Source organism: Pantoea sp. 9140 (assembly GCF_000745295.1).
In the GTDB taxonomy this organism is placed as follows: domain Bacteria; phylum Pseudomonadota; class Gammaproteobacteria; order Enterobacterales; family Enterobacteriaceae; genus Pantoea; species Pantoea vagans.
The window spans coordinates 1693268-1712764 of record NZ_JQNO01000001.1; the positions used below are offsets into that span (position 1 = coordinate 1693268).

Annotated in this window: 23 protein-coding genes and 1 pseudogene; 9 read left to right on the plus strand and 15 right to left on the minus strand. The window is 58.3% G+C overall.

Going from position 1 to position 19497, the window contains the following annotated elements; all coding sequences use genetic code 11:
• Positions 1-8: 8 nt before the first annotated feature.
• Genes FA92_RS08020 through FA92_RS08035 form a run of 4 tightly spaced genes read left to right on the plus strand, consistent with a single transcriptional unit; the run spans position 9 to position 1763 of the window.
• Positions 9-275, plus strand: a complete 267-nt coding sequence (locus FA92_RS08020) for a hypothetical protein (protein ID WP_013357823.1) — start codon at positions 9-11, stop codon at positions 273-275.
• A 9-nt stretch (positions 276-284) separates the two neighbouring features.
• Positions 285-722, plus strand: a complete 438-nt coding sequence (locus FA92_RS08025; RefSeq protein WP_033783053.1) for a PTS sugar transporter subunit IIA — start codon at positions 285-287, stop codon at positions 720-722.
• Entirely contained in the window at positions 719-1342 is a 624-nt protein-coding gene (locus FA92_RS08030) for a glucokinase (protein ID WP_033783054.1), read from the plus strand. Before FA92_RS08025 ends, FA92_RS08030 begins: the two co-directional genes overlap by 4 nt.
• On the plus strand, positions 1311-1763 hold the full coding sequence (locus tag FA92_RS08035) for a thiol-disulfide oxidoreductase DCC family protein (RefSeq protein WP_033783056.1): 453 nt from the start codon (positions 1311-1313) through the stop codon (positions 1761-1763). Before FA92_RS08030 ends, FA92_RS08035 begins: the two co-directional genes overlap by 32 nt.
• On the opposite strand, the gene FA92_RS08040 is transcribed toward FA92_RS08035, so the two are convergent.
• The gene (locus FA92_RS08040; RefSeq protein ID WP_033783057.1) at positions 1747-2688 is read right to left on the minus strand and encodes a zinc-binding alcohol dehydrogenase family protein; all 942 of its coding nucleotides are present in this window, start codon (positions 2686-2688) and stop codon (positions 1747-1749) included. The genes FA92_RS08035 and FA92_RS08040 overlap by 17 nt on opposite strands.
• A 73-nt stretch (positions 2689-2761) precedes the next feature.
• Between FA92_RS08040 and FA92_RS08045 the strand changes: the two genes are divergently transcribed.
• Positions 2762-3256 carry a MarR family winged helix-turn-helix transcriptional regulator gene (locus FA92_RS08045; protein ID WP_033783058.1) on the plus strand — a complete coding sequence of 165 codons (495 nt, stop codon included), beginning with the start codon at positions 2762-2764 and terminating at the stop codon, positions 3254-3256.
• Positions 3257-3270: 14 nt separating this feature from the next.
• Positions 3271-4170 (plus strand): LysR family transcriptional regulator, encoded by a 900-nt coding sequence (locus FA92_RS08050; protein WP_033783059.1) that lies wholly within the window; start codon positions 3271-3273, stop codon positions 4168-4170.
• Here the strand turns inward: FA92_RS08050 and FA92_RS08055 are convergent.
• From FA92_RS08055 to FA92_RS08075, 5 genes and pseudogenes are all read right to left on the minus strand, one after another.
• Positions 4145-4954, minus strand: coding sequence for a substrate-binding domain-containing protein (locus tag FA92_RS08055; RefSeq protein ID WP_033783060.1), 810 nt, complete (start codon positions 4952-4954; stop codon positions 4145-4147). The genes FA92_RS08050 and FA92_RS08055 overlap by 26 nt on opposite strands.
• 10 nt (positions 4955-4964) lie before the next feature.
• Positions 4965-6272, minus strand: a pseudogene (locus FA92_RS08060) (MFS transporter).
• Positions 6273-6593: 321 nt separating this feature from the next.
• Positions 6594-7304: a winged helix-turn-helix domain-containing protein gene (locus FA92_RS08065; RefSeq protein ID WP_033783062.1), complete on the minus strand. Its 711-nt coding sequence runs from the start codon at positions 7302-7304 to the stop codon at positions 6594-6596.
• Between the two features lie 4 nt (positions 7305-7308).
• Complete coding sequence (locus FA92_RS08070) at positions 7309-7692, minus strand: amino acid-binding protein (RefSeq protein ID WP_033783063.1); 384 nt, start codon at positions 7690-7692, stop codon at positions 7309-7311.
• A gap of 1 nt (position 7693) precedes the next feature.
• A complete protein-coding gene (locus FA92_RS08075) occupies positions 7694-8008 on the minus strand; it encodes an antibiotic biosynthesis monooxygenase (RefSeq protein ID WP_033783065.1) in 315 nt (104 codons plus the stop codon).
• 144 nt (positions 8009-8152) lie between these two features.
• Between FA92_RS08075 and FA92_RS08080 the strand changes: the two genes are divergently transcribed.
• Complete coding sequence (locus FA92_RS08080; RefSeq protein WP_033783067.1) at positions 8153-9046, plus strand: dihydrodipicolinate synthase family protein; 894 nt, start codon at positions 8153-8155, stop codon at positions 9044-9046.
• Between the two features lie 12 nt (positions 9047-9058).
• On the opposite strand, the gene FA92_RS08085 is transcribed toward FA92_RS08080, so the two are convergent.
• The 3 genes from FA92_RS08085 to FA92_RS08095 form a co-directional block, all read right to left on the minus strand.
• Positions 9059-9547, minus strand: a complete 489-nt coding sequence (locus FA92_RS08085; RefSeq protein WP_033783069.1) for an ATP-binding protein — start codon at positions 9545-9547, stop codon at positions 9059-9061.
• A 315-nt stretch (positions 9548-9862) separates the two neighbouring features.
• Positions 9863-10102: a hypothetical protein gene (locus FA92_RS08090; RefSeq protein WP_013357838.1), complete on the minus strand. Its 240-nt coding sequence runs from the start codon at positions 10100-10102 to the stop codon at positions 9863-9865.
• Positions 10103-10367: 265 nt separating this feature from the next.
• A complete protein-coding gene (locus tag FA92_RS08095; RefSeq protein ID WP_033783071.1) occupies positions 10368-10697 on the minus strand; it encodes a cupin domain-containing protein in 330 nt (109 codons plus the stop codon).
• 139 nt (positions 10698-10836) lie between these two features.
• On the opposite strand from FA92_RS08095, the gene FA92_RS08100 reads away from it, so the two are divergent.
• Complete coding sequence (locus tag FA92_RS08100) at positions 10837-11475, plus strand: RpiB/LacA/LacB family sugar-phosphate isomerase (RefSeq protein ID WP_033783072.1); 639 nt, start codon at positions 10837-10839, stop codon at positions 11473-11475.
• Positions 11476-11543: 68 nt separating this feature from the next.
• On the opposite strand, the gene FA92_RS08105 is transcribed toward FA92_RS08100, so the two are convergent.
• The 6 genes from FA92_RS08105 to FA92_RS08130 all read right to left on the minus strand — a co-directional run bounded on the left by FA92_RS08105 (position 11544) and on the right by FA92_RS08130 (position 17948).
• Entirely contained in the window at positions 11544-12296 is a 753-nt protein-coding gene (locus FA92_RS08105) for an ABC transporter ATP-binding protein (protein ID WP_033783074.1), read from the minus strand.
• Positions 12297-12306: 10 nt separating this feature from the next.
• A complete protein-coding gene (locus tag FA92_RS08110; RefSeq protein WP_033784580.1) occupies positions 12307-13173 on the minus strand; it encodes an ABC transporter ATP-binding protein in 867 nt (288 codons plus the stop codon).
• Positions 13145-14050 (minus strand): ABC transporter permease, encoded by a 906-nt coding sequence (locus tag FA92_RS08115; RefSeq protein ID WP_013357843.1) that lies wholly within the window; start codon positions 14048-14050, stop codon positions 13145-13147. Before FA92_RS08115 ends, FA92_RS08110 begins: the two co-directional genes overlap by 29 nt.
• Positions 14047-15078: an ABC transporter permease gene (locus FA92_RS08120; RefSeq protein ID WP_197061492.1), complete on the minus strand. Its 1032-nt coding sequence runs from the start codon at positions 15076-15078 to the stop codon at positions 14047-14049. The genes FA92_RS08115 and FA92_RS08120 overlap by 4 nt, the downstream gene beginning before the upstream one ends.
• Positions 15075-16658: an ABC transporter substrate-binding protein gene (locus FA92_RS08125; protein ID WP_234366570.1), complete on the minus strand. Its 1584-nt coding sequence runs from the start codon at positions 16656-16658 to the stop codon at positions 15075-15077. The genes FA92_RS08120 and FA92_RS08125 overlap by 4 nt, the downstream gene beginning before the upstream one ends.
• A gap of 135 nt (positions 16659-16793) precedes the next feature.
• The gene (locus tag FA92_RS08130; protein WP_033783078.1) at positions 16794-17948 is read right to left on the minus strand and encodes a mandelate racemase family protein; all 1155 of its coding nucleotides are present in this window, start codon (positions 17946-17948) and stop codon (positions 16794-16796) included.
• Positions 17949-18295: 347 nt separating this feature from the next.
• Between FA92_RS08130 and FA92_RS08135 the strand changes: the two genes are divergently transcribed.
• A complete protein-coding gene (locus FA92_RS08135; RefSeq protein WP_013357847.1) occupies positions 18296-19411 on the plus strand; it encodes an ABC transporter substrate-binding protein in 1116 nt (371 codons plus the stop codon).
• Positions 19412-19497 lie beyond the last annotated feature (86 nt).

The window sequence follows — 19497 nt, forward strand, 5'->3', positions numbered from 1 at the left end:
GAGAGCCTATGTTTGGATTCCTCAAAAAGTCTCCGGCTGTGGAACCACCCAGCGAGCAGCAGGATCATCTGGCGGCATTAAGTCGCGAGAAAATAACGCAGCTTGAGCAGCAGCTGGCGATTAATCCGCGTGATGGCGAAACGCAAAAACAATTAATGCTGGAATATAACCGGGCATTAAGCTTATTTGCGAAAAGCCGTCGCTACCGCAATGAAATTGATGCGCTGTTTGTCAAAATCGATGAATTACGCAATGTGGTTCGCCAGTCGATTTAAGGAGAGCTGATGACGATTAAGCAGTTATTGCAGGAGGCCAACGCCATTCAGATTGGCATCGACGCCACGGACTGGCGTCAGGTTATCGCGCTGGCCGCCGAACCGCTGGTCAGCGGCGGTTATCTTGATGCCACCTATCCTGATGCCGTGATCGCCAATACGCTGGCTCACGGCGCTTATTATGTGTTTGAGGAGGGGATCGCCATTCCTCATGCGCGACCGGAAGCGGGGGTGCTCCGTGACTGTTTTAGTCTGATCCTGCTGAATGAGCCGATCTCATTTGAGGGCAGTGATAAGGCGGACATTGTGATTATGTTTGGCGCACGCGACAGCAACGCGCATATCGAAGAGGGGATCCGCGCGATTGTGTCGCTGCTGGAGGATGAGGAGACGCTGGTCCGGTTACGTCAGGCCAGCAGCGTGGCGGAGGTTATCGACATTCTATGACGCAAAACACATCCCCCAAACGCGTGGTGCTGGTTAACGGTATTCCGGCATCGGGTAAAAGCACTCTGACGCACGCGCTGTCACAACACTTTGGCTGGCCGGTGCTGACCCTCGACAGCCTGAAAGAGCCGTTTATGCACGCTTTTGCGCCGGTCGATCGCCAGCGTAACCGGCAACTGGGCTGCGCGGCTTATCAGGCGATCTGGAACATTGTCGACCAGGCACCCGCCAGTCAGATCTGGCTGATCGATGCCTGGTTTGGCTTTCAGCCTCGCACGTTGCTTGAGCAGGGACTGAAACAGGCGGGCGTTGAAGAGGCGCTGGAATTGTGGCTCAGGATCGCGCCGGAGGTGGCGGTGGCGCGCTATCAGGCGCGGCTGTCGCAGCGGCTGCCTGGCCATCCGGGCGCTGAGTATCTGCCGGAGCTGCGCCAGCTGGCGCAACAGGCTCGGCCGATGGCGCTGGGACCGGTGTGCGAAGTGGATGCCTGCAACCAGGATCACGCGGCCGTTATCCACTGGCTGCACCAGCAACTGACCAGAACCCGCTACACTTCAGCTCATCATCAGATGAGTGAGGAGTTGCAGGATGTCATCACCCCCGTATCTGCAAACCGGTGAAAGCGCCGTGCTCTATGACGGCGTCTGTAAACTGTGTAACGGCTGGGTTCAGTTTCTGCTGCGTCATCATCTGGCGCGGCAGGTTCGTTTTGCCTCGGTGCAGAGCGAGCAGGGCAAAGCGCTGCTGCGCTGGGCCGGACTGCCGGAAGAAAACGTCAGCACCATTGTCTATATCGCGGACAATCAGCACTGGCTGCGGGCGCAGGCGGTGTTCCGCGTGATGCAGCAACTGCCTGCCCCGTGGCGCGCGCTGGCGGTGCTGCGCCACTTTCCGGATGCGATCGGTAATTTTGCCTATGACCGCATCGCGTTAAACCGCTATAAGCTGTTTGGCCGCTACAGCAGCCAGCACGCCATCCAACCCGATTATCCTGGTCGATTTCTGCATAAGGTGGAGCCGTCCGTTACATCGGAAGGGTAAAGACCGTGCGATAGCGGCTGTCGTCACTCTGCCAGGCCTCAGCGACCTCACTGAGTGGCCGCGACTGGAAGGGGATGGCAAATCCATGTGACGCGGCGGCCTGCAGCATTTCCCCTATTGAGGCGATTAATTCACGGTCTGGCACGCTGCCCAGCCCGCTTCCCATCAGCGTTAAGCCGGATGAACGCAGCAGTTTACTGTGCAGAGAAATCTCCTGTCCGCTCAGCGAACCAATTTGGACAAAGCGAACCACCTTGTCACCACCGCGTACCGCCGCCGTCATGATCGCCAGTGCACTCTCACCCCACAGATAATCCAGCACCACCTCAACGCCTTCCGCCATCAGAGAAGGAAGCTCTGCCGATAATGCATCCAGCGTCAGTATGATATCAGCACCCTCACTCTGTAGTTGTTCCAGAGCCTCCCGGTTACGGCCTGTGGCAATGATTCTGCCTGCGCCCAGCGCATGGGCAATGCGGATCGCCAGACGTCCCGAAGTGCCGGTGGCTCCATTGATCAGCACGGTCTCGCCAGGACGCAGTGCCGCCCGACGGGTCAGCGCCGCCCAGGAGGACATGCCCGGATTCGCGAGAGCGGCAGCCAGTACCAGATCCAGACCGGCAGGCAGTGGAATAATATGTTCACTGTTGACCACGGTTCGCTCGGCCATGCTGCCTGGCGCGGCGTTAAACGTCAGAAAATAGACCGGCTCGCCCGTGTCGAGATATCCGGTACCGTCAATGCCGGGAATAAACGGATAGTGCGCTACAGAGCTGTAGTGGGTGCCTGCCGCGCGGGCCTTTGCCAGCTGGCTGAGTGCCGCAGCGTTGACCGTCACCTGCTGCTGATGCTCACCGGGCTGGGGTTCCGGCATGTCGCCGTAGTAGGGTTGTGCGCCTGCCTGCCCGATTATTGCTGCTTTCATTGTTTATCATCCTTCTGTTCAGGCGTTAATGAGTGTAAATTACACACATTATTCCTGCCTCTGGATAGCGTCAATGAAAAGTGTGCAAAATACACATAAATACGATGCGCTGCATGATTGTCTGCTGACAATTGCAGGCGCGCTTAACCGGCCTCAGCGCGATATGGCGATGATTAAAGCGGCGGGTATTGAGCTGGATCGGGCACTGTTTCCACTGCTGGTTCAGGTCAGCCGGTTCGGGCCGATCGGCGTGGGCGAACTCGCCGATCGGGTGGGTCGTGATTACAGCACGGTCAGCCGTCAGGTAGCGAAATTAGAGGAGACCGGGCTGGTCGTGCGGCAGAAAAACCGTCAGGACAAAAGGATCAACGAAGCCGCAATTACCGCGGCTGGCAGGGCGATGACTGATAAAATCGATGCGCAACGGGTGCAGGTTTATCAGCGCATTTTCCTCCACTGGCCAGAGAGCGACCGCGAGACGCTGGAACAGTTGCTCAGCAAATTCGTTTGCGATTTCAGCCAGACGGAAGGCGATGAAAATGATGATGGCAAGCCTGATGCGGTTTAGGGGAAGAGGAATGTATGCCGGTTAATTTCGATCTCAACGATCTCTACGCATTTCGCGCGCTGGTGGAGTTTGGCAATTTTCGCCTGGCGGCGGAATCGATCTGCCTTTCGCAATCGGCACTGAGCCGCCGCATCGATAAGCTGGAAACCACGCTGGGGATCAAACTGTTTGAGCGGACCACGCGCCGCGTCACACTGACGCTGAAAGGACATGCGTTTGCTCAGCGTTCGGAAAAGCTGCTGGCCGATTTTGAAGAGGTGATGGCCGATCTGAGTGAAGTGAGCTTAGCCCGCACCGGCCTGATTACCGTCGCCTGCGTGCCGTCAGCCGCTTACTACTTTATGCCCAACATCATCCGGCTGTTTCAGGCGCGCTATCCCCGTGTACGAGTCAAGCTGGTCGACAGCAGTGCGGCCAACGTCTATGACGCGGTGATTGGCGGTCAGGCCGATTTCGGCATCAGTTTTTCCAGCCGGTCACAGCCGGATGTCCATTTCCAGCCGCTGATGGACGATCCTTATGTGGCGGCCTGTCGGCGTGACCATCCGATAGCAGGCAAAAAGAGTCTGAGCTGGCAGTCGTTTTATCAGTATGAGTGGGTCGGACTGGATAAAACCTCCGGCAATCGCAACCTGCTGGACCAGGCGTTGCAGGCGATCATGCCGGAGAAGCCCTGTGTCTGTGAAACCCGGCACGTGACCACCATGCTGGGGATGGTTGAGGCGGGGCTGGGCATTGCTGCCGTCCCCGCTATGTCGATGCCCGGCTACGATCACGCCCTGCTGATGGCGGTGCCGTTAACCGATCCGCAGGTGAAACGCACCGTCGGACTGCTGCGTAAAAATGGCCGGATGCTCTCGCACATCGCGAGTGAACTGGAAAACCTGATTATTGAACAGTATCAGCGACTTTAGCCGGTTTTGACGCCTTCACGCTGTGCAGGCCGCTGGCGTGCACGGCCTGCTGTGCCTCAGGCGAGGCGAGCCAGTGCAGCAGCTTCACCGCCTCGTCCGGCTGCGCTGACCTGCGTACTACGGCACCGGCGAAGCGGGTGGTGTACTGCAGCGTGTCCGGCAGTTCGCCAATGAACGTTACGCCGGAGACCGGCAGCAGTTCACTGACCTGCTGAAAGCCGATAGCGTATTTACCCGCCGCGACCTCGGAGGCCACCGGGATGCGCTCGACCTTCACTGCTTTCGTCTTCACCTGATCCTCAATGCCCAGTCGGCTGAACAGCTGGCTGCTGACATATTTGCCGCTGGCGCTGTCGGAGTAGGCGATAGATGAGGCGTTCAGCAGGGCAGTACGCAGCTCGCTTTCGCTGCCGATTTTCACCGGCGTGGCACCTTGTTTTATCACTGCACCGATGCGCGAGTCCGCCAGCTCAACCCGTGAACCCGGCAGCGTTGCGCCCTTTTTCTGCAGATCGCTTAACGCATCGCCAACCATAATCACCACATCAGCCGGTTCACAGCGCGCCAGCCGCGCCGGAATCGCCTGTGGCGTCTTGCCCATCGACGGACCGGCAACCGTGTTAATGGTGATTCCTTCACGCTGGGCAAAGCGTGGCGAAAGCGTATCCCATGCCGCTTTAAATCCGCCGGAGATCATTACCGTCAGCTCTTTTGCCTGCGCCGTGGTGCTGCCCGCCACGCTGAACAGCAGGGCAGCGTAGAGTGACATCGTTTTCAGTTTCATCTTCAGTTCCTCAGCTAACGGTTTTATGGGCAGGTAATACTGCACTGCGGGTGCGACGATAGAGATACAGGGTTGCGCCCAGCGCGCAGACAGCCGCAAAACTCATCCAGTAGCCAGGCGAGGCTTTGTCGCCGGTCAGTTCGATCAGACCGGTCGACATCACCGGGGTAAAGCCACCAAACACTGCGGTTGCCAGGCTGTAGGCCAGCGAGAAGCCTGCCACGCGGACTTCCCCTGGCATGATTTCGGTCAGCGCCGGGATCATCGCGCCGTTGTAGAGACCGTAAATCATCGAAAGCCATAGCAGCACGCCCAGCATCATAGAGAAGCCCGGTGCCGCTGCCAGCAGGCTCAGGGCCGGATAGCTTGTGGCGATCGCCAGAAGCGTCATGGCAACCAGGACAGGTTTGCGGCCAAAGCGGTCGGAGATCGCGCCGCCAATCGGCAGCCAGATGAAGTTCGACACCGCCACCAGCAGCGTCACCAGCAGGCTGTCCGAGGCACTCAGCAGCAGGACTTTTTTGCCAAAGGTCGGGGCATAAACCGTAATCAGGTAAAACGCCGTGGTGGTCATCGCGACCATCAGCATCCCGGCAATCACCACCTGCCAGTTACTGAGCAGGATGCGGAACACCTGTTTCACATCAGGATGACTGCGGCGATTGCTGAACTCCTGCGTCTCTTCCAGCTTGCGACGCAGCACGAAGATAAACGGCACAATCAGGCAGCCAAACAGGAACGGAATACGCCAGCCCCATTCGCGGATAGCGCTCTCTTCCAGCACGGCGTTGAGGATAAAGCCCATTGCCGCCGCCACCATAATCGCGACCTGCTGACTGCCCGACTGCCAGCTGGTGTAGAAGCCTTTGCGGCCCGGCGTCGCGATCTCGGCCAGATAAACCGACACCCCGCCCAGCTCTGCACCGGCGGAGAAGCCCTGCAGCAGTCGGCCGATCAGCACCAGCAGCGGTGCCCACAGGCCAATGCTCTAGTAAGAGGGGATGAGCACGATCATAAAGGTGCCCGCCGCCATGATGGAGAGCGTGACGATCAGCCCCTTGCGACGGCCGACCTTATCGATGTACGCCCCCAGTACCACTGCGCCGATAGGGCGCATCAGGAAGCCTGCACCAAAGACGGCAAAGGTCATCATCAGTGAGGCAAACTCACTGCTGGCCGGGAAAAAGGTATGGGCGATATAGGTGGCATAAAAACCGAACAGGAAGAAATCAAACTGTTCGAGGAAGTTGCCTGAGGTAACACGAAATATAGCGCCAATCCTGGCGCGGTGAGTCATGGGTGAGGTTGTCTGCATCAGTAACTCCAGTAAGGTATGACGCTTTTTGCCGCGCCTGTGACTGAAGAGTGGATCAGCGCCCGGCGCTGAATAAGTGCAAAAATGACAATGATTAATGTGTGCGCCGCATGATTGCCAGGCGTTATCATTTAAAAGCATTCTGATTCATAAGGTTATAGGCGCCTGTCGCTTTTGTCGGCGTGTTATCGGCTCTGAGGCGAGTTTGCGGAAATGTGACAGAATTCATAAGCCTGTTATGGGCTGATTAGGGGATTCCAGGCAGTCCGAGGCCGCCCGCGCAGAGCCTGACAGCAAATGGGCTCTGAACTCAGGCGTGCTGTGTCAGCGAAGTGTGATATCGAAAACCTGACGTAAATACCTGGCGCCCACCGCAGTAAACGTCACTTCACGGTAGCCGGGCTGTCGGGTGAGCCAGCCCTGCACTTCAAAGGCGGAGAGCAGCGCTGCGCCCGCGTAGCCGCCGAGATGAAACCGGCGCTCACTCCAGTCGAGACAGCCACAGCACGCTTTGCGGCGTCCGGGCTGCGACAGATCAATCCGCAACGCCGCAAACTGCTGCTGGCCGTATAGGGTGACCGCATCGCCCGTCGGTGTGATCCAGTCCTGGTGCGCCATGGCGGCGTAGATCTGCACCGCGACTTCACCCGCCAAGTGGTCGTAGCAGGTGCGGGCAGTGCGCAGTGATGTCGGCGTCGTGCTCTGCGGCGCAGCGATCCGTCGCCACGACACGCCCATCATGTTCTCAATCAGCGTTGCGATGTCACTGCCTGTCAGCCGGTAATAACGGTGACGCCCCTGCGCCACACAGACGATCAGGCCGCTGTTAATCAACCGGTTCAGATGCGCGCTGGCGGTGGAGGGGGCCACGTCGGTGACGGCGCTAAGTTCCGTAGCCGTCCAGGCGCGTCCATCCATCAGCGCGGACAGCATCTTTACCCGAGACGAGTCGGCCATCGCGGCGGCGACGCTCACAATTGCGTGCTCAAGCGCGTCGCTGTCTTCCGTTGCGTTTTCCGATTGCGGTTTAGCCATTAGCTTATGGAGCCCATTCTGTCGTCAGCCCGGCGGCTGATTGATTGTTATCAGTGATCAGGATTAGCTGGTTAGCGTGATCGCTGTACTGCACCAGAATGTTGATCCCGGCATCGGCCAGGCGTGTCGTTATCGCCCCCAGTTCGCCAGGACCCTGCTGCGGTAGCCTGCGAATCAATGGGATATTAAGTGCCTCGACGGTGATCCCCTCCGCTTCCAGCACGGCACGCGCCCGTTCGCCTTCCGCAACCAGAAAATGGGCGTGGCTCTGCGCACCAGACGAGAACAGGCCGCCGCCTTCCAGTCCGATTCCATGGCGGCCCAGCAGCGTGGTGAGCCGGGAAAGGATGCCTGGACTATTTTGCAGGATCACATGAATATCGAACATGTTAATTTACTCCCTGCTGTGCGGCATATTCTCTGACCAGCGCAGCGATGCGAATGCGATAACCGGCAAAGAGGGTTTCACGACCTTCACGCTGCGCGGCCTGGTGGCAGAGGTTACGTTTCCAGGCCTGCACCGCGGCGTCATCGCGCCACCAGGAGAGCGAGAGGATTTTTTTCTCATCACCCAGGCTCTGAAAGCGCTCAATAGAGATAAATCCATCAATGTCCTTTAACAGCGGACTCAGGTCGGCGGCCAGTTGCAGATAACGCATCTGGTGTTCGGGGCGGGCTTCAGCTTCAAACAGTACGGCAATCATCGCTATCTTCCTTTAAACGAGAGTAAAGAGGGTGATGGCACAAAAATAGCGGGCGGAGCGAACCGATGCTTCGGCCGGTAACGAAATATGGCTGTACGGACGAACGTCAGCCAGGCAACGCATTTTTACAATGGAGCAGACGATATGTTCAGCGGACTCAGTGCCTTTCCCCTTACTCCCTTTGCAGAGGGCAGACCCGATGAAGCCGCCTTTCTGCGGCTGCTGAGCAGGCTGACGGAGGCAAAAGTTGACTCCCTTGGCGTGCTGGGTTCAACCGGCAGCTATGCGTATCTGACCCGCACGCAGCGCAGGCGCATCGCAACGCTGGCGGTGGAGCATGCAGATTCGATTCCGGTGATGATCTGCGTAGGCGCGGTGAGCACCGATGAGGTGCTGGCGCTGGCAGAAGATGCGCAACAGGCGGGTGCTGCCGCATTACTGCTGCCGCCGCTGGGTTATCAGGCATTGAAAGAGGAGGAAGTGTTCGCGCTTTATGAGACCGTGGCGCGTCACGCCTCGGTGCCGATCTGCGTCTATGACAATCCGGGCACCACCCATTTTACGTTTTCGGATGCGCTGCTGGGTCGGATAGCTCAACTGCCTGGCGTGGGTTCAGTGAAAATTCCGGGTGTTCCGGCGGAGCAGTCCGCAGCGAATGATCGCCTCGCGGAATTGCGCAACACGCTGCCTGCTTCCGTGTCGATTGGCGTTAGCGGTGATGCCTCTGCTGGCTACGGGTTGATTGCGGGCTGTGATGGCTGGTATTCGGTGTGCGGCGGGCTGTTTCCGCGCGTTGCAAAAGCGATGACCGAGGCGGCAGCCGCAGGTGATTATGCGAGCGTCAGAGCACAGTCCGATCGTCTTGAACCGTTGTGGGCACTGTTCCGCCAGCACGGCGGCAGTTTCCGGGTAATCAGCGCTTCGGCAGGGCTGCTGGGGCTGACCGAACGCGACTGCCTGCCGCGTCCGCTGTTGCCGCTTTCCGCTGCCGATTGTCGGGAGATTGCTGACGTGCTTGCCGCTCTCGATCTCTCCTGATAGCAGAAGACGTTAACCGTGGCGCACCAGGTGAAAGCCTTCTTCCTCCTGCGGCGGTTCAAAATAGCGGGTAATCAGCGCGAACTGCTCGTCCGTGGCGTCAAAGGCGTGTTCGCCGCCCTGATTACGGGCATGCAGACGCGATTTACACAGTGCGTCCGGTACGTCCAGATAATGCAGGCGATGATCGGCAGAGGACGCCTCTATCACCGAACGCATCCAGTCACGATTTGCCCGGGTGTTGGCCGGAAAATCGAGTACCACCGAGACATCCGCGTTAAGCAGCGCCACCAGATGCGGCGTCATCGCCTTCCTGAGTTTTGCCGCGACGCGCACATAGTCGGTCACTGAATGCATCTCGTCCTGCCAGAGCGCGGCCAGCCACTGATCCTCGCTGATGACCACGCAACCCGGTAAAGCGCCCAGTTCCGCTGCCAGCGTCGATTTCCCGGAGGCAATTTTTCCACACAGCAGATGCAGTGTGGCAGGTGCAGAAGTCATGATCGTGTCACTCCATTAACAGGTGGATAATAAACCGTGCGGCCGGTGTAAGGCGCGTCTCGCCGATGCGCGATTCAGGCTAACAAAAGCAGGGAGGGATAAGCAATGAGAGGCTGGGAGGGCTGGTAAGTAACCCCGGATTAACCGCCCGGAACAGCATCCGCTGCTATAGGCAATATGGCGTTGGGAACAACAGGCTATGTTGACATAAACACGAATACGCCTGAACGGCGAAGTGCGGTCAGGCGAATGTCCGGAGTAGGAATAAAGGTCCTGAAGCGTAGTGAATCTGCGCTAAACCGCCAGCCACAGGCTTCATTTTTGTGCCATCAGCAGCGTCAGCAGTTCACGGCAGCACGCTTCTTCTTCTGCGCTGTCCGCAGAGGCCAGATGACGCAGCAGTTCCATGCAGCTTTTTTCTTTGCCTGCTTCCAGTAACTCCTCAATCAGAAAATTAAGTTTGTCCTGCTCAGAGGCGGCAAAGGATGATGTGAACTCATTTTTGACCGGGATGGTATGGTTCACCGGCAGGGTCAGGGTGTTTTGCATTGGCATATTATTGTCCTGTTTCGGGTTAAAAAACGCACTGGTGTTGCTATTAAACTTATACAACGATCCGTATTTTGTACAGAAATCTGCCTGAATGATTTTTAAGCCGGCGCTAAGCGTAGCGCGGCTGCAGAGGAAGTGCTGGCTAATCATTCAGTTAGCAGTGAAGAGAATTTCAGAAAAATTGCACCGGTTTTAAGTCAAATCCGGTGGGCAGGGAAAAGAGACAACATCAGGTCAGTTTGGCAAGCGGCCCATCGGGCCGCGTGAGTTATTTAGCCGCGAGGAAATCTTCGCGTTGCGGCGTAAAGGTATCCAGCAGCACACCTGCCTCAAGACAGACGCAGCCATGAACCACATTGGGTGCTTTGTAGAGTGTATCCCCCGCGCCGACTTCCCGCGTTTCACCCTCAATGGTGAAGGCAAAACGTCCGCTTAGTACATAGGTCAGTTGCTCATGGGGATGGTGATGCAGCGGGCCAGTCGCCCCTTTTTCAAAACGGACTTCAACCGCCATCATTGTGCCGCCATGTGCCAGCACGCGGCGGGTCACGCCATCACCCAAATCGTCCAGGGGCTGATCTTTATGATAGATAAACATCGGAATCCTCATGCAGTAACAGGCACTGCAATGGCCATTTTGTGATGGCTCTCACAGCGCGCAGGTGAATTAGCCCATGCACTTTAGTGCTTTTTCATTAAAATGAAACGGTGTTTCAATTAATTTATAAGGGTAGATCATGAAAATCGCATTAATGATGGAAAACAGCCAGGCCGCTAAAAACGTTATCGTGCTGAAAGAACTGGAAGGTGTCGCACAGCCGCTGGGCCATCAGGTCTTCAACGTCGGGATGAGCGATGAGCAGGATCACCATCTGACTTACATTCACCTCGGTATTCAGGCCAGCATACTGCTCAACAGCCAGGCGGTAGATTTCGTGGTCGCGGGCTGCGGCACCGGACAGGGCGCGCTGATGTCGCTTAACATCCATCCGGGCGTGGTCTGCGGTTACTGTATCGATCCGGCGGATGCTTACCTGTTTGCACAGATCAACAACGGCAATGCCTTGTCCCTGCCATTTGCTAAAGGGTTTGGCTGGGGTGCAGAACTGAATCTGCGCTTTATCTTTGAAAAAGCGTTCACCGGCGAGAAGGGCAATGGCTATCCGCCAGAGCGTAAAGAGCCGCAGGTGCGCAATGCCGGTCTGCTGAACCAGGTTAAGGCTGCAGTGATCAAAGATAACTATCTCGACACGCTGCGCGCTATCGATCCTGAACTGGTGCGTACCGCCGTCAGCGGCCCGCGTTTCCAGCAGTGCCTGTTTGAGCATGGCAAAAATCAGGAGATCGTTGCCTTTGTGCGTCAGCTGACGCATTAAGTCCTCCGATTTCACGAGGCCGGTCTGACCGGCCTTTTTTTATTCTCTCTCCTGACCTCCGCTGACTTTCAGCCTGCCACATGAGTGTGGCGACTCGCCTCGACCAGCATCCGCGTATAGGGCATCACAGCGCGATCCGCCACCAGCGTCGGCACATCCAGCGTCTCCAGTACTTTGCCCTGTTGCATCACCGCCACGCGATGGCAGAGATGCGCCACCACGCCGAGATCGTGCGTCACCATCAGATAGGTCAGGTTCTCCTGCTGCTGCAGATCGCTGAGCAGGTTCAGGATCTCCGCCTGTACCGAAACATCCAAAGCAGAAGTGGGCTCATCCAGCAGCAGTACGCGTGGCTCCAGAATCAGCGCCCTTGCAATCGCTACGCGCTGACGCTGCCCACCGGAAAGCTGGTGGGGATAGCGCGTCTGCCAGGCGCGATTCAGCCCGACCTTATCCAGCATCGCCACCACCCGCTGCTGGCGCTGCCCGATGCCCTGAATCTGCAACGGCTCTTCCAGGATGTCACCCAGCGTGTGACGCGGATGCAGCGAACCGTAAGGGTCCTGAAACACCATCTGTACCTGACGACAGCGCGCCCGATCGATGCGGTGCTTCAGCGGCTGGTTATCAATGCTCAGCTCTCCCTGCCAGTGAGTAAATAATCCCGCCAGGCACTTCAGCACCGTGGTTTTACCCGAGCCCGACTCGCCCACCAGCCCGAAAACTTCACCCAGTTTCACCTGCAGATTTACGTCGAACAGCACCTGACTCCGGCGATCGTCATCACCAAAACTCAGGCTGAGATTTTTCACATCAATCATCGCGAACTCCTTAGTTCGTCAACCAGCTGGCATGACGTTGTAATACCGGCAGGCGTGTACGACGGTGATCAAGGTCGGGCAGTGCCGCCAGCAATCCCTGGGTATAGGGATGCTGCGCGTGGTCAAGCTCGCTGGCGGCCAGCGACTCCACCACGCGTCCGGCGTACATCACCAGCACCCGATCGCAGAAGCTGCGTACCAGACTGATATCGTGGCTGATAAAAATCAGTCCCAGCCCGCGCGCCTTTACCAGATCGTCCAGCAGCGCCAGCACCTGCAGACGCACCGAGACATCCAGCGCAGAAGTCGGCTCATCGGCAATCACCAGTTCCGGCTCGGTGATCAGCATCATAGCGATCATCACGCGCTGCCCCTGACCCCCAGAAATTTCATGCGGATAGAGCTGATAAACCCGTTCAGGATCGCGGATCTGCACCTCCTCCAACATCGCCAGCGTCCGCTGACGCGCCGCTGCTTTCTGGCCGCGATGATGACTGCGCCAGGCTTCGGCGATCTGCTCGCCCACCCGAATCACCGGGTTCAGGGAATATTTCGGGTCCTGCATAATCATGGAAATGCGTTTGCCGCGAATGGCGCGCATCTGCGCCGGGCTGGCGTGCAGCAGGTCGATATCACCAAACTGCATCCGGCTCGCCTCGATGCGCGCCCTGGCCGGATGCAGCTGCAGCAGGGCGCGGCCCACGGTCGATTTACCGGAGCCGGATTCGCCGACAATCGCCAGCTTCTCCTGACCGAGCTGAAATGAGACGCCGCGCACCGCCGGGGTGATCTGGCGTCCGTTAACAAAGTTCACGTGCAAATCGCGCACGTCGAGCAACGGCAGGGCGTTACTCACTGCGGGGATCGAGCAGGTCACGTAGGCCATCTCCTAAGAAGTTAAATGCCAGGCTGTTAATCAGGATCGCCAGACCGGGCACGGTAACCACCCACCAGCACTCCAGCATGTAGGTACGGCCGCTGGCGATCATTGCGCCCCATTCCGGATCCGGCGGCTGTGCACCCAGTCCGAGAAAACCCAGCCCGGCGGCGGTGAGGATAATGCCCGCCATGTTCATGGTGATGCGGATAATCACCGACGGCAGGCAGAGCGGAATAATATGCTTCCACAGCACCCGCAGCGGCGACGCGCCCTGTAATCGTACCGCCGAAATGAAGTCCGCCTGACGCAGCGACAGGGTTTCGGCACGCGCCAGACGGGCAATCGGTGGCCAGGCGGTGAGGGTAATGGCAATCACCACATGCTCAAGACCCGGCCCCAGCGCGGCAACAAACGCCAGCGCCAGTACCAGGCTGGGAAAGGAGATGAAGATATCGGTGACGCGCATCAGCACTCCATCGACTTTGCCGCCAAAGTAACCCGCGGTAACGCCCAGCAGCAGGCCCAGCGGCCCGACGGTGATCGACACCAGCAGCACGATGTAGAGCGTAATGCGCGCGCCCCACACCAGACGGCTGAAGATATCCCGGCCAAACTCATCGGTGCCGAACCAGTGGGCTGCACCGGGCGGCGTCAGGGCGTTGTCCAGATCCTGAATCAGCGGGTGATAGGGTGCGATCCAGGGCGCAAACAGCGCCACGATGCAGAGCAGCAACACAATGCCGCCGCCGATGGCGGTCAGGGGATTACAGGCCATGCGCCACAGGAAAGTGCCGCAGCGGGCAGCGAATCGCCGGCAGCGCGCCAGCCGCTCGCGGGTGTGACCGGCAGAAGGGGTGTCAAAAGAGATCGTCATACTTTGGTCCTCGGATCGAACACCTGATAGAGCAGATCGGCGAACAGGTTAAGCAGCACAAAGATCAGGCCGACCACCAGCACGCAGCCCATCACCGCATTCATATCGCCCAGCATCAGACTGCCCGTGAGATAGGAGCCAAAACCGGGCCAGGAGAAGACAGTTTCAATCAGCACGGCGCCCTCCAGCAGCGAGCCATAGGCCAGCGCCACCACGGTCAGCAGCTGAACCAGGATATTGCGAAACGCGTGCTGCCAGATCACCTGCCACTCGGTCAGGCCTTTGACCCGCGCGGTCAGAATGAACTCCTGTGACAGCTGCGCCAGCATAAAGCTGCGCGTCATCCGGCTGATGTAGGCCATGGAGTGAAAGCCGAGCAGCGAGGCGGGCAGCACCAGATGAATCAGCGCATTCCGGAACACCTGACCGTTGCCCGCCAGCAGGGCGTCGATCAGCATAAAGCCGGTGCGACGTGGCACGATGCCTTCAAGGCTGAAGTCCACCCGGCCAGCACCGCCGACCCAGCCGAGATGGGCATAGAACAGCAGCAGGCCCATCATGCCAACCCAGAAGATCGGCGTGGAGTAACCGGCCAGGCTGAGCATCCGCACCACATAGTCGATGACGCTGTTACGCCGCGCCGCCGCCAGCACACCCAGCGGTACGCCCAGCCCTGCGCCAATGACAATTGCCAGTGTGGCCAGCTCTACCGTGGCGGGAAAGACGCGCAGGATGTCATGCACTACCGGCTGGCCGGTGAGCAGCGCGTGGCCCAGGTCACCATGCAGCAGGGCATTAAGATAGAGGCCAAACTGCACCCACAGCGGTTTATCAAAGCCAAGCTGGTGGCAGACCTGTTGATAAGTGGCCTGATCGGCATCCGGGCCGACTATCGCCAGCACCGGATCCAGCGGCATTACCCGGCCAATAAAAAAGGTCAGCAGCAACAGGCCGAACAGCGTGATGAGTACCTGAACCGCGCGATGGCTGATGCGGCGGCACTGATTTCGTGTCAGGGTCATCATCATGGTGTACCTCCCGCCAGGCTGTCAGGCGTTTTCCAGACGTCACGCAGGAAGGTGGTCGCAGAAGGATGGGGCTGATACGCCTGTACCCGGTTACTGACCACCACGGAGTCAAGCATTTGTGAAATCGGCATCAGGGCAGGCACCAGCTGGTCGTAGCGTTGCTGGATGGCGAAATAGGCCTGCTGCTGGCGGGTTTTGTCGCGTTCCACCAGCGCCTGATCGATCATGCGGTTGAGCTGCGCGTCGTAGAAACCGGTACGCCAGCCCTGGAAATTGGTCAGCCGGGCACTGTCGGCATTGTTCGGGTTGTAGACCAGCGCACGCAGGCTGGAGTGGGGGTGCGGCTCGACGCCGCTGCCGCCGCGTCCGACCAGCAGGCTGAACTGGCGATCGCGCATCGCGCCATAAATCTGGTTGCCGGTACCGGTAATGATTTTTGCCCGGATGCCGCCCTGCAGCAGCGTTGACTGAATGGCGATGGCGATATTCAGGAACGGCTGATCGGCAAGCACCCGCAGCGTGGTGTCAAAGCCCTCCGGATAACCCGCTTCAGCCAGCAGCGCACGGGCGCGCGGCACATCGAGCCGGTAACCGGGATCGGGCAGCGTGGCGGGCATCCCCGACTGTATCGGGCGCTGGTGCAGTTCGCCATAGCCGGTCATCAGGCTCTTATTAATGCCCTGATAATCGACCAGATAGCGGACCGCCTCACGCACCTTAATATTGTCAAAGCGCGGATCGTTCATGCTCATCGCCAGGTAGTAAATTGTCCCTTTTCTGACGGCGTCGATGGTGAGATCGGGATCGTGACGCAGGGCGCGCACGTCGGGGATCGCCATATTGCTGGCGATATCGAGATCGCCTTTCTCCATCATCAGCCGCAGGGTTTGCGACTCCTGCAGGTGGCGGAATACCACCCGCGACATCTTCGCCTCACCGCGCCAGTAGTCTGCCGAGCGACTCATGCGCAGCACATCTTTTGCCTGCCAGACATCCAGCCGGAACGGGCCGGAACCCGCTTCATGCGTGGTAAGCCAGCGGTTGCCCCAGTCACCATCGATTTCATGTTGTTGTACCGTTTTGCGGTCCAGCACCACCATACTGCCCAGCGCCGCCAGCGAGTAGATCACCAGTTGCGGATCGTTGGGTTTAGGCAGGGTGATCACCAGCGTGTGGTCGTCGGGGGCGGTGATCATCTGGTCCACATTGTCGCGGCTGAAACCGTAGGACTTCCACACCGACGCCTGCGCCAGATTCAGATGCAGCACCCGCCGCATCGACCAGACCGCATCAGCACTGGTGAGCGGATTACCGGAGTGAAACCTGACGTTGTTGCGCAGGTGGAAGGTCAGGGTGCGGTTATCCGGACTGACTGACCAGTGTTCCGCCAGCGCCGGGCGCACCTCGGTGAGCTGCTGCGGATTCAGCTCCACCAGGCCGTCATAGAGATTCACCACAATGCCGACCACCTCGTTGCCGGTCATCGCGGCCGGATCCAGGGTGAGCAGGTTGTTCATATTCATGCCAACGATCAGCTGGTCATCCGGGGTCTTTGCCTGGATTGACGCGCTCGTGAGCATCAGCAGCGTGATCAGCCACGCGCCACATCGTTGTGTCAGGGTCATAGGTAAAGTCCAGCAGGTCAGAGGTTTTTCCCGTTTACCGCGTCATCAGGGCTGTGCGGCAACGGGGTTATTATTGTTTGCCGTACTTCATTACCAGCGGTTCAGCGTGTGGGTTTCAATCCAGCTGAAGTTGATATCCTCTCCCAGCCCGCTGCGGGTGGGCAGGGTGACAAAGCCCCGATCGTCCATTGGATCAATCAGGCTGTTGAGATACGCAGGCGGCGTTTCATAATCCAGGAAGGGATGCAGCAGGCCGCGCTCATACCAGCGGCAGTTACGAATAGCTCCGACCACCGCCAGGCTGGCTGCGCCGTTGCCGTGGACTTCGCAATCCATGCCGAAAGCTTCCGCCAGACTGGCTACTTTCATCGTGGCGGAGATGCCGCCTACGCCATTGGCCCCGGCACGCAGAATGTCGCAGGCACCGGCACGGACCCAGTCGGCGCGGCTGTGATGTTTACCGCCCAGGCTCTCCGGGCCGAGCACGTCGATTGAGAGGTTGTCTGCCAGCCAGGCGTAAGAGGCCATGCTCTCTTCCTCCATCGGCTCCTCGAACCAGGTGAAGTTAAGCTTCTCCAGCGCCTTGCCGATGGTCAGCGCGTCACTGCGGCTGTACCAGTGGTAGCCATCCAGCATCAGTGCGATATCCGGGCCAACCGCTTCACGCACCGCTGCGCAGGCTTTGATGTCCATGGCCGGGCTGGGCGCAAAGGCGACCGGCGGCATCCAGGTGTGCAGCTTGATCGCCTGATAGCCGCGTGCCACCAGCTTTTCCGCGAACTGTGCATACTCATCCGGCGTCGATAAACCGCCGCTCAGCTCGTCGCCGCACATGGTGCTGCCGTAAGCCGGGATCTTCTCGCGATAGCCGCCCAGCAGTTTATGCACCGGCTGTTTCAGCCTGCGCCCAATCAGGTCCCACAGCGCCTGCTCAACAGCGGAGAGGGCACGCTCGGTAAGCTGGTGGGCGCTGCCGCGCTGCCAGTGCACCAGATCCTGCCACAGACGCTCGCGGTCAAAGGCGTTCTGACCGATCAGCACCTTGCGAAAAAAGGCATTAACCACATGCGCCCGCACCACTTCCGGCGGCGCAAAGGCGTAGCCGCAATCGCCATCCTCGCTGGTCAGGGTCAACAGCGCCATCTGCGCATCATTTTCCAGGCCGGGATGGGAGTGGCCGGCGCTGTCGGCAACGCGCTGGGTGGGATAGGTAAAAAGGGTGACATCTATGGCGCTGATTTTCACGGTTACGCTCCTGTGGCTGGCTGTCCTGATGAATTATTAAAACGCTGTTTCATTTTTAATTTAGCGCTCACAATCCATTAACGCACTGGCCAAATCGATACGATTAACGGCTAATATGTGTGCAGCCGCCCAGGGTGTTGTGAGCATATTCACGAAAGCTGTCCGTTTTGTGAGCAGCAACACGCTGCGCTTTTTCCCTGATTAAGTTTGCTGTTAATGGTCACTTAACCCATTAACCTCGCCGCAAAAAACATTTAACCGCATGACTTCCCCTGAACGCCGTTTTAGGTGATAGTAACGCCGCTTTACATTAATAATTCTCATTATCATTTGTGCGGGTTTTCATAATGAAAAAATGGTTTTTAGCGCTGGGGCTGCTCACGCTGGCAGGGACGGCTTCGGCCAAAATGATTACTGATGTCGCAGGCCGTCAGGTCGAGGTGCCGCAGGAGGCAAAGCGCATCATTCTGGGTGAGGGCCGTCAGATCTATCTGCTGGCCGCATTTGATACCGACGCCCCGTTCACGCGGGTGATTGGCTGGCGTGATGACCTTCATAAGGCGGACTGGGACGGTTATCAGGCCTATGAGAAGCGTTATCCGGAAATTAAAAAATTACCGACCTTCGGCGGCGCGAAAGATGGCACCTTTAACGTCGAGCAGGCGCTAACCCTGAAGCCCGATCTGGTGCTGATGAATCTGGAGTCGAAAGCGGCGACCGATGAAGGCAAGCTGATTGAAAAACTGCAGGCCGTGGGTGTACCGGTGGTGTTTATCGATTTCCGTGAAGCGCCGATGGTTAACGCGGAGAAAAGTATCCGCATCATGGGCGAACTGGTGAACAAACCGGAGCGCGCGCAGGAGATCATCACCTTCCGCCAGCAGCAGATTGACCTTGTCACCTCGCGCCTGAAGAACTTCACCGGCTATCGTCCGAAAGTGATGATCGACCGCGCAGGCGGCTATAGTGACGAATGCTGCATGTCGTTCGGCAATGAGAACTTTGGTCAGATGGTGGAGATCGCAGGCGGTCGCAACATCGCGAAAGACCTGATCCCTGGCACCTTCGGCACGGTTAACCCGGAGCAAATTATCGCCAGCCAGCCGGATGTGGTGGTGGTGACCGGCGCAAACTGGAAGAACTACAACACCGTGGGCAAATGGGTCGGCGTCGGTCCGGGTGCAAATGTCACCGAAGCGACGGCGCGTCTTAAGGCACTGATGATGCGTGATGCCTTTAAAACCCTGCCGGTGGCGCATAACGGCAACGTCCACGCCATCTGGCATCAGTTCTACGACAGCCCGTATCAGTTTGTGGCGATTCAGGCGCTGGCGAAATGGCTGCATCCCGACCTGTTTGCCGATGTCGATCCGGATGCCACCTTCCGCGCGTTCCACGAGAAGTTCCTGCCGCTGCCTTACCAGCCAGGCTACTGGGTCACCTTACCCGCGGATAAGCCCTGACTGACCGGCGATGACAGGGACGTCATCCGCCTGATTTGCAATTCCCTCCGAATAAACCCTCTGTTTCTCTTCAGATTTACTAATCT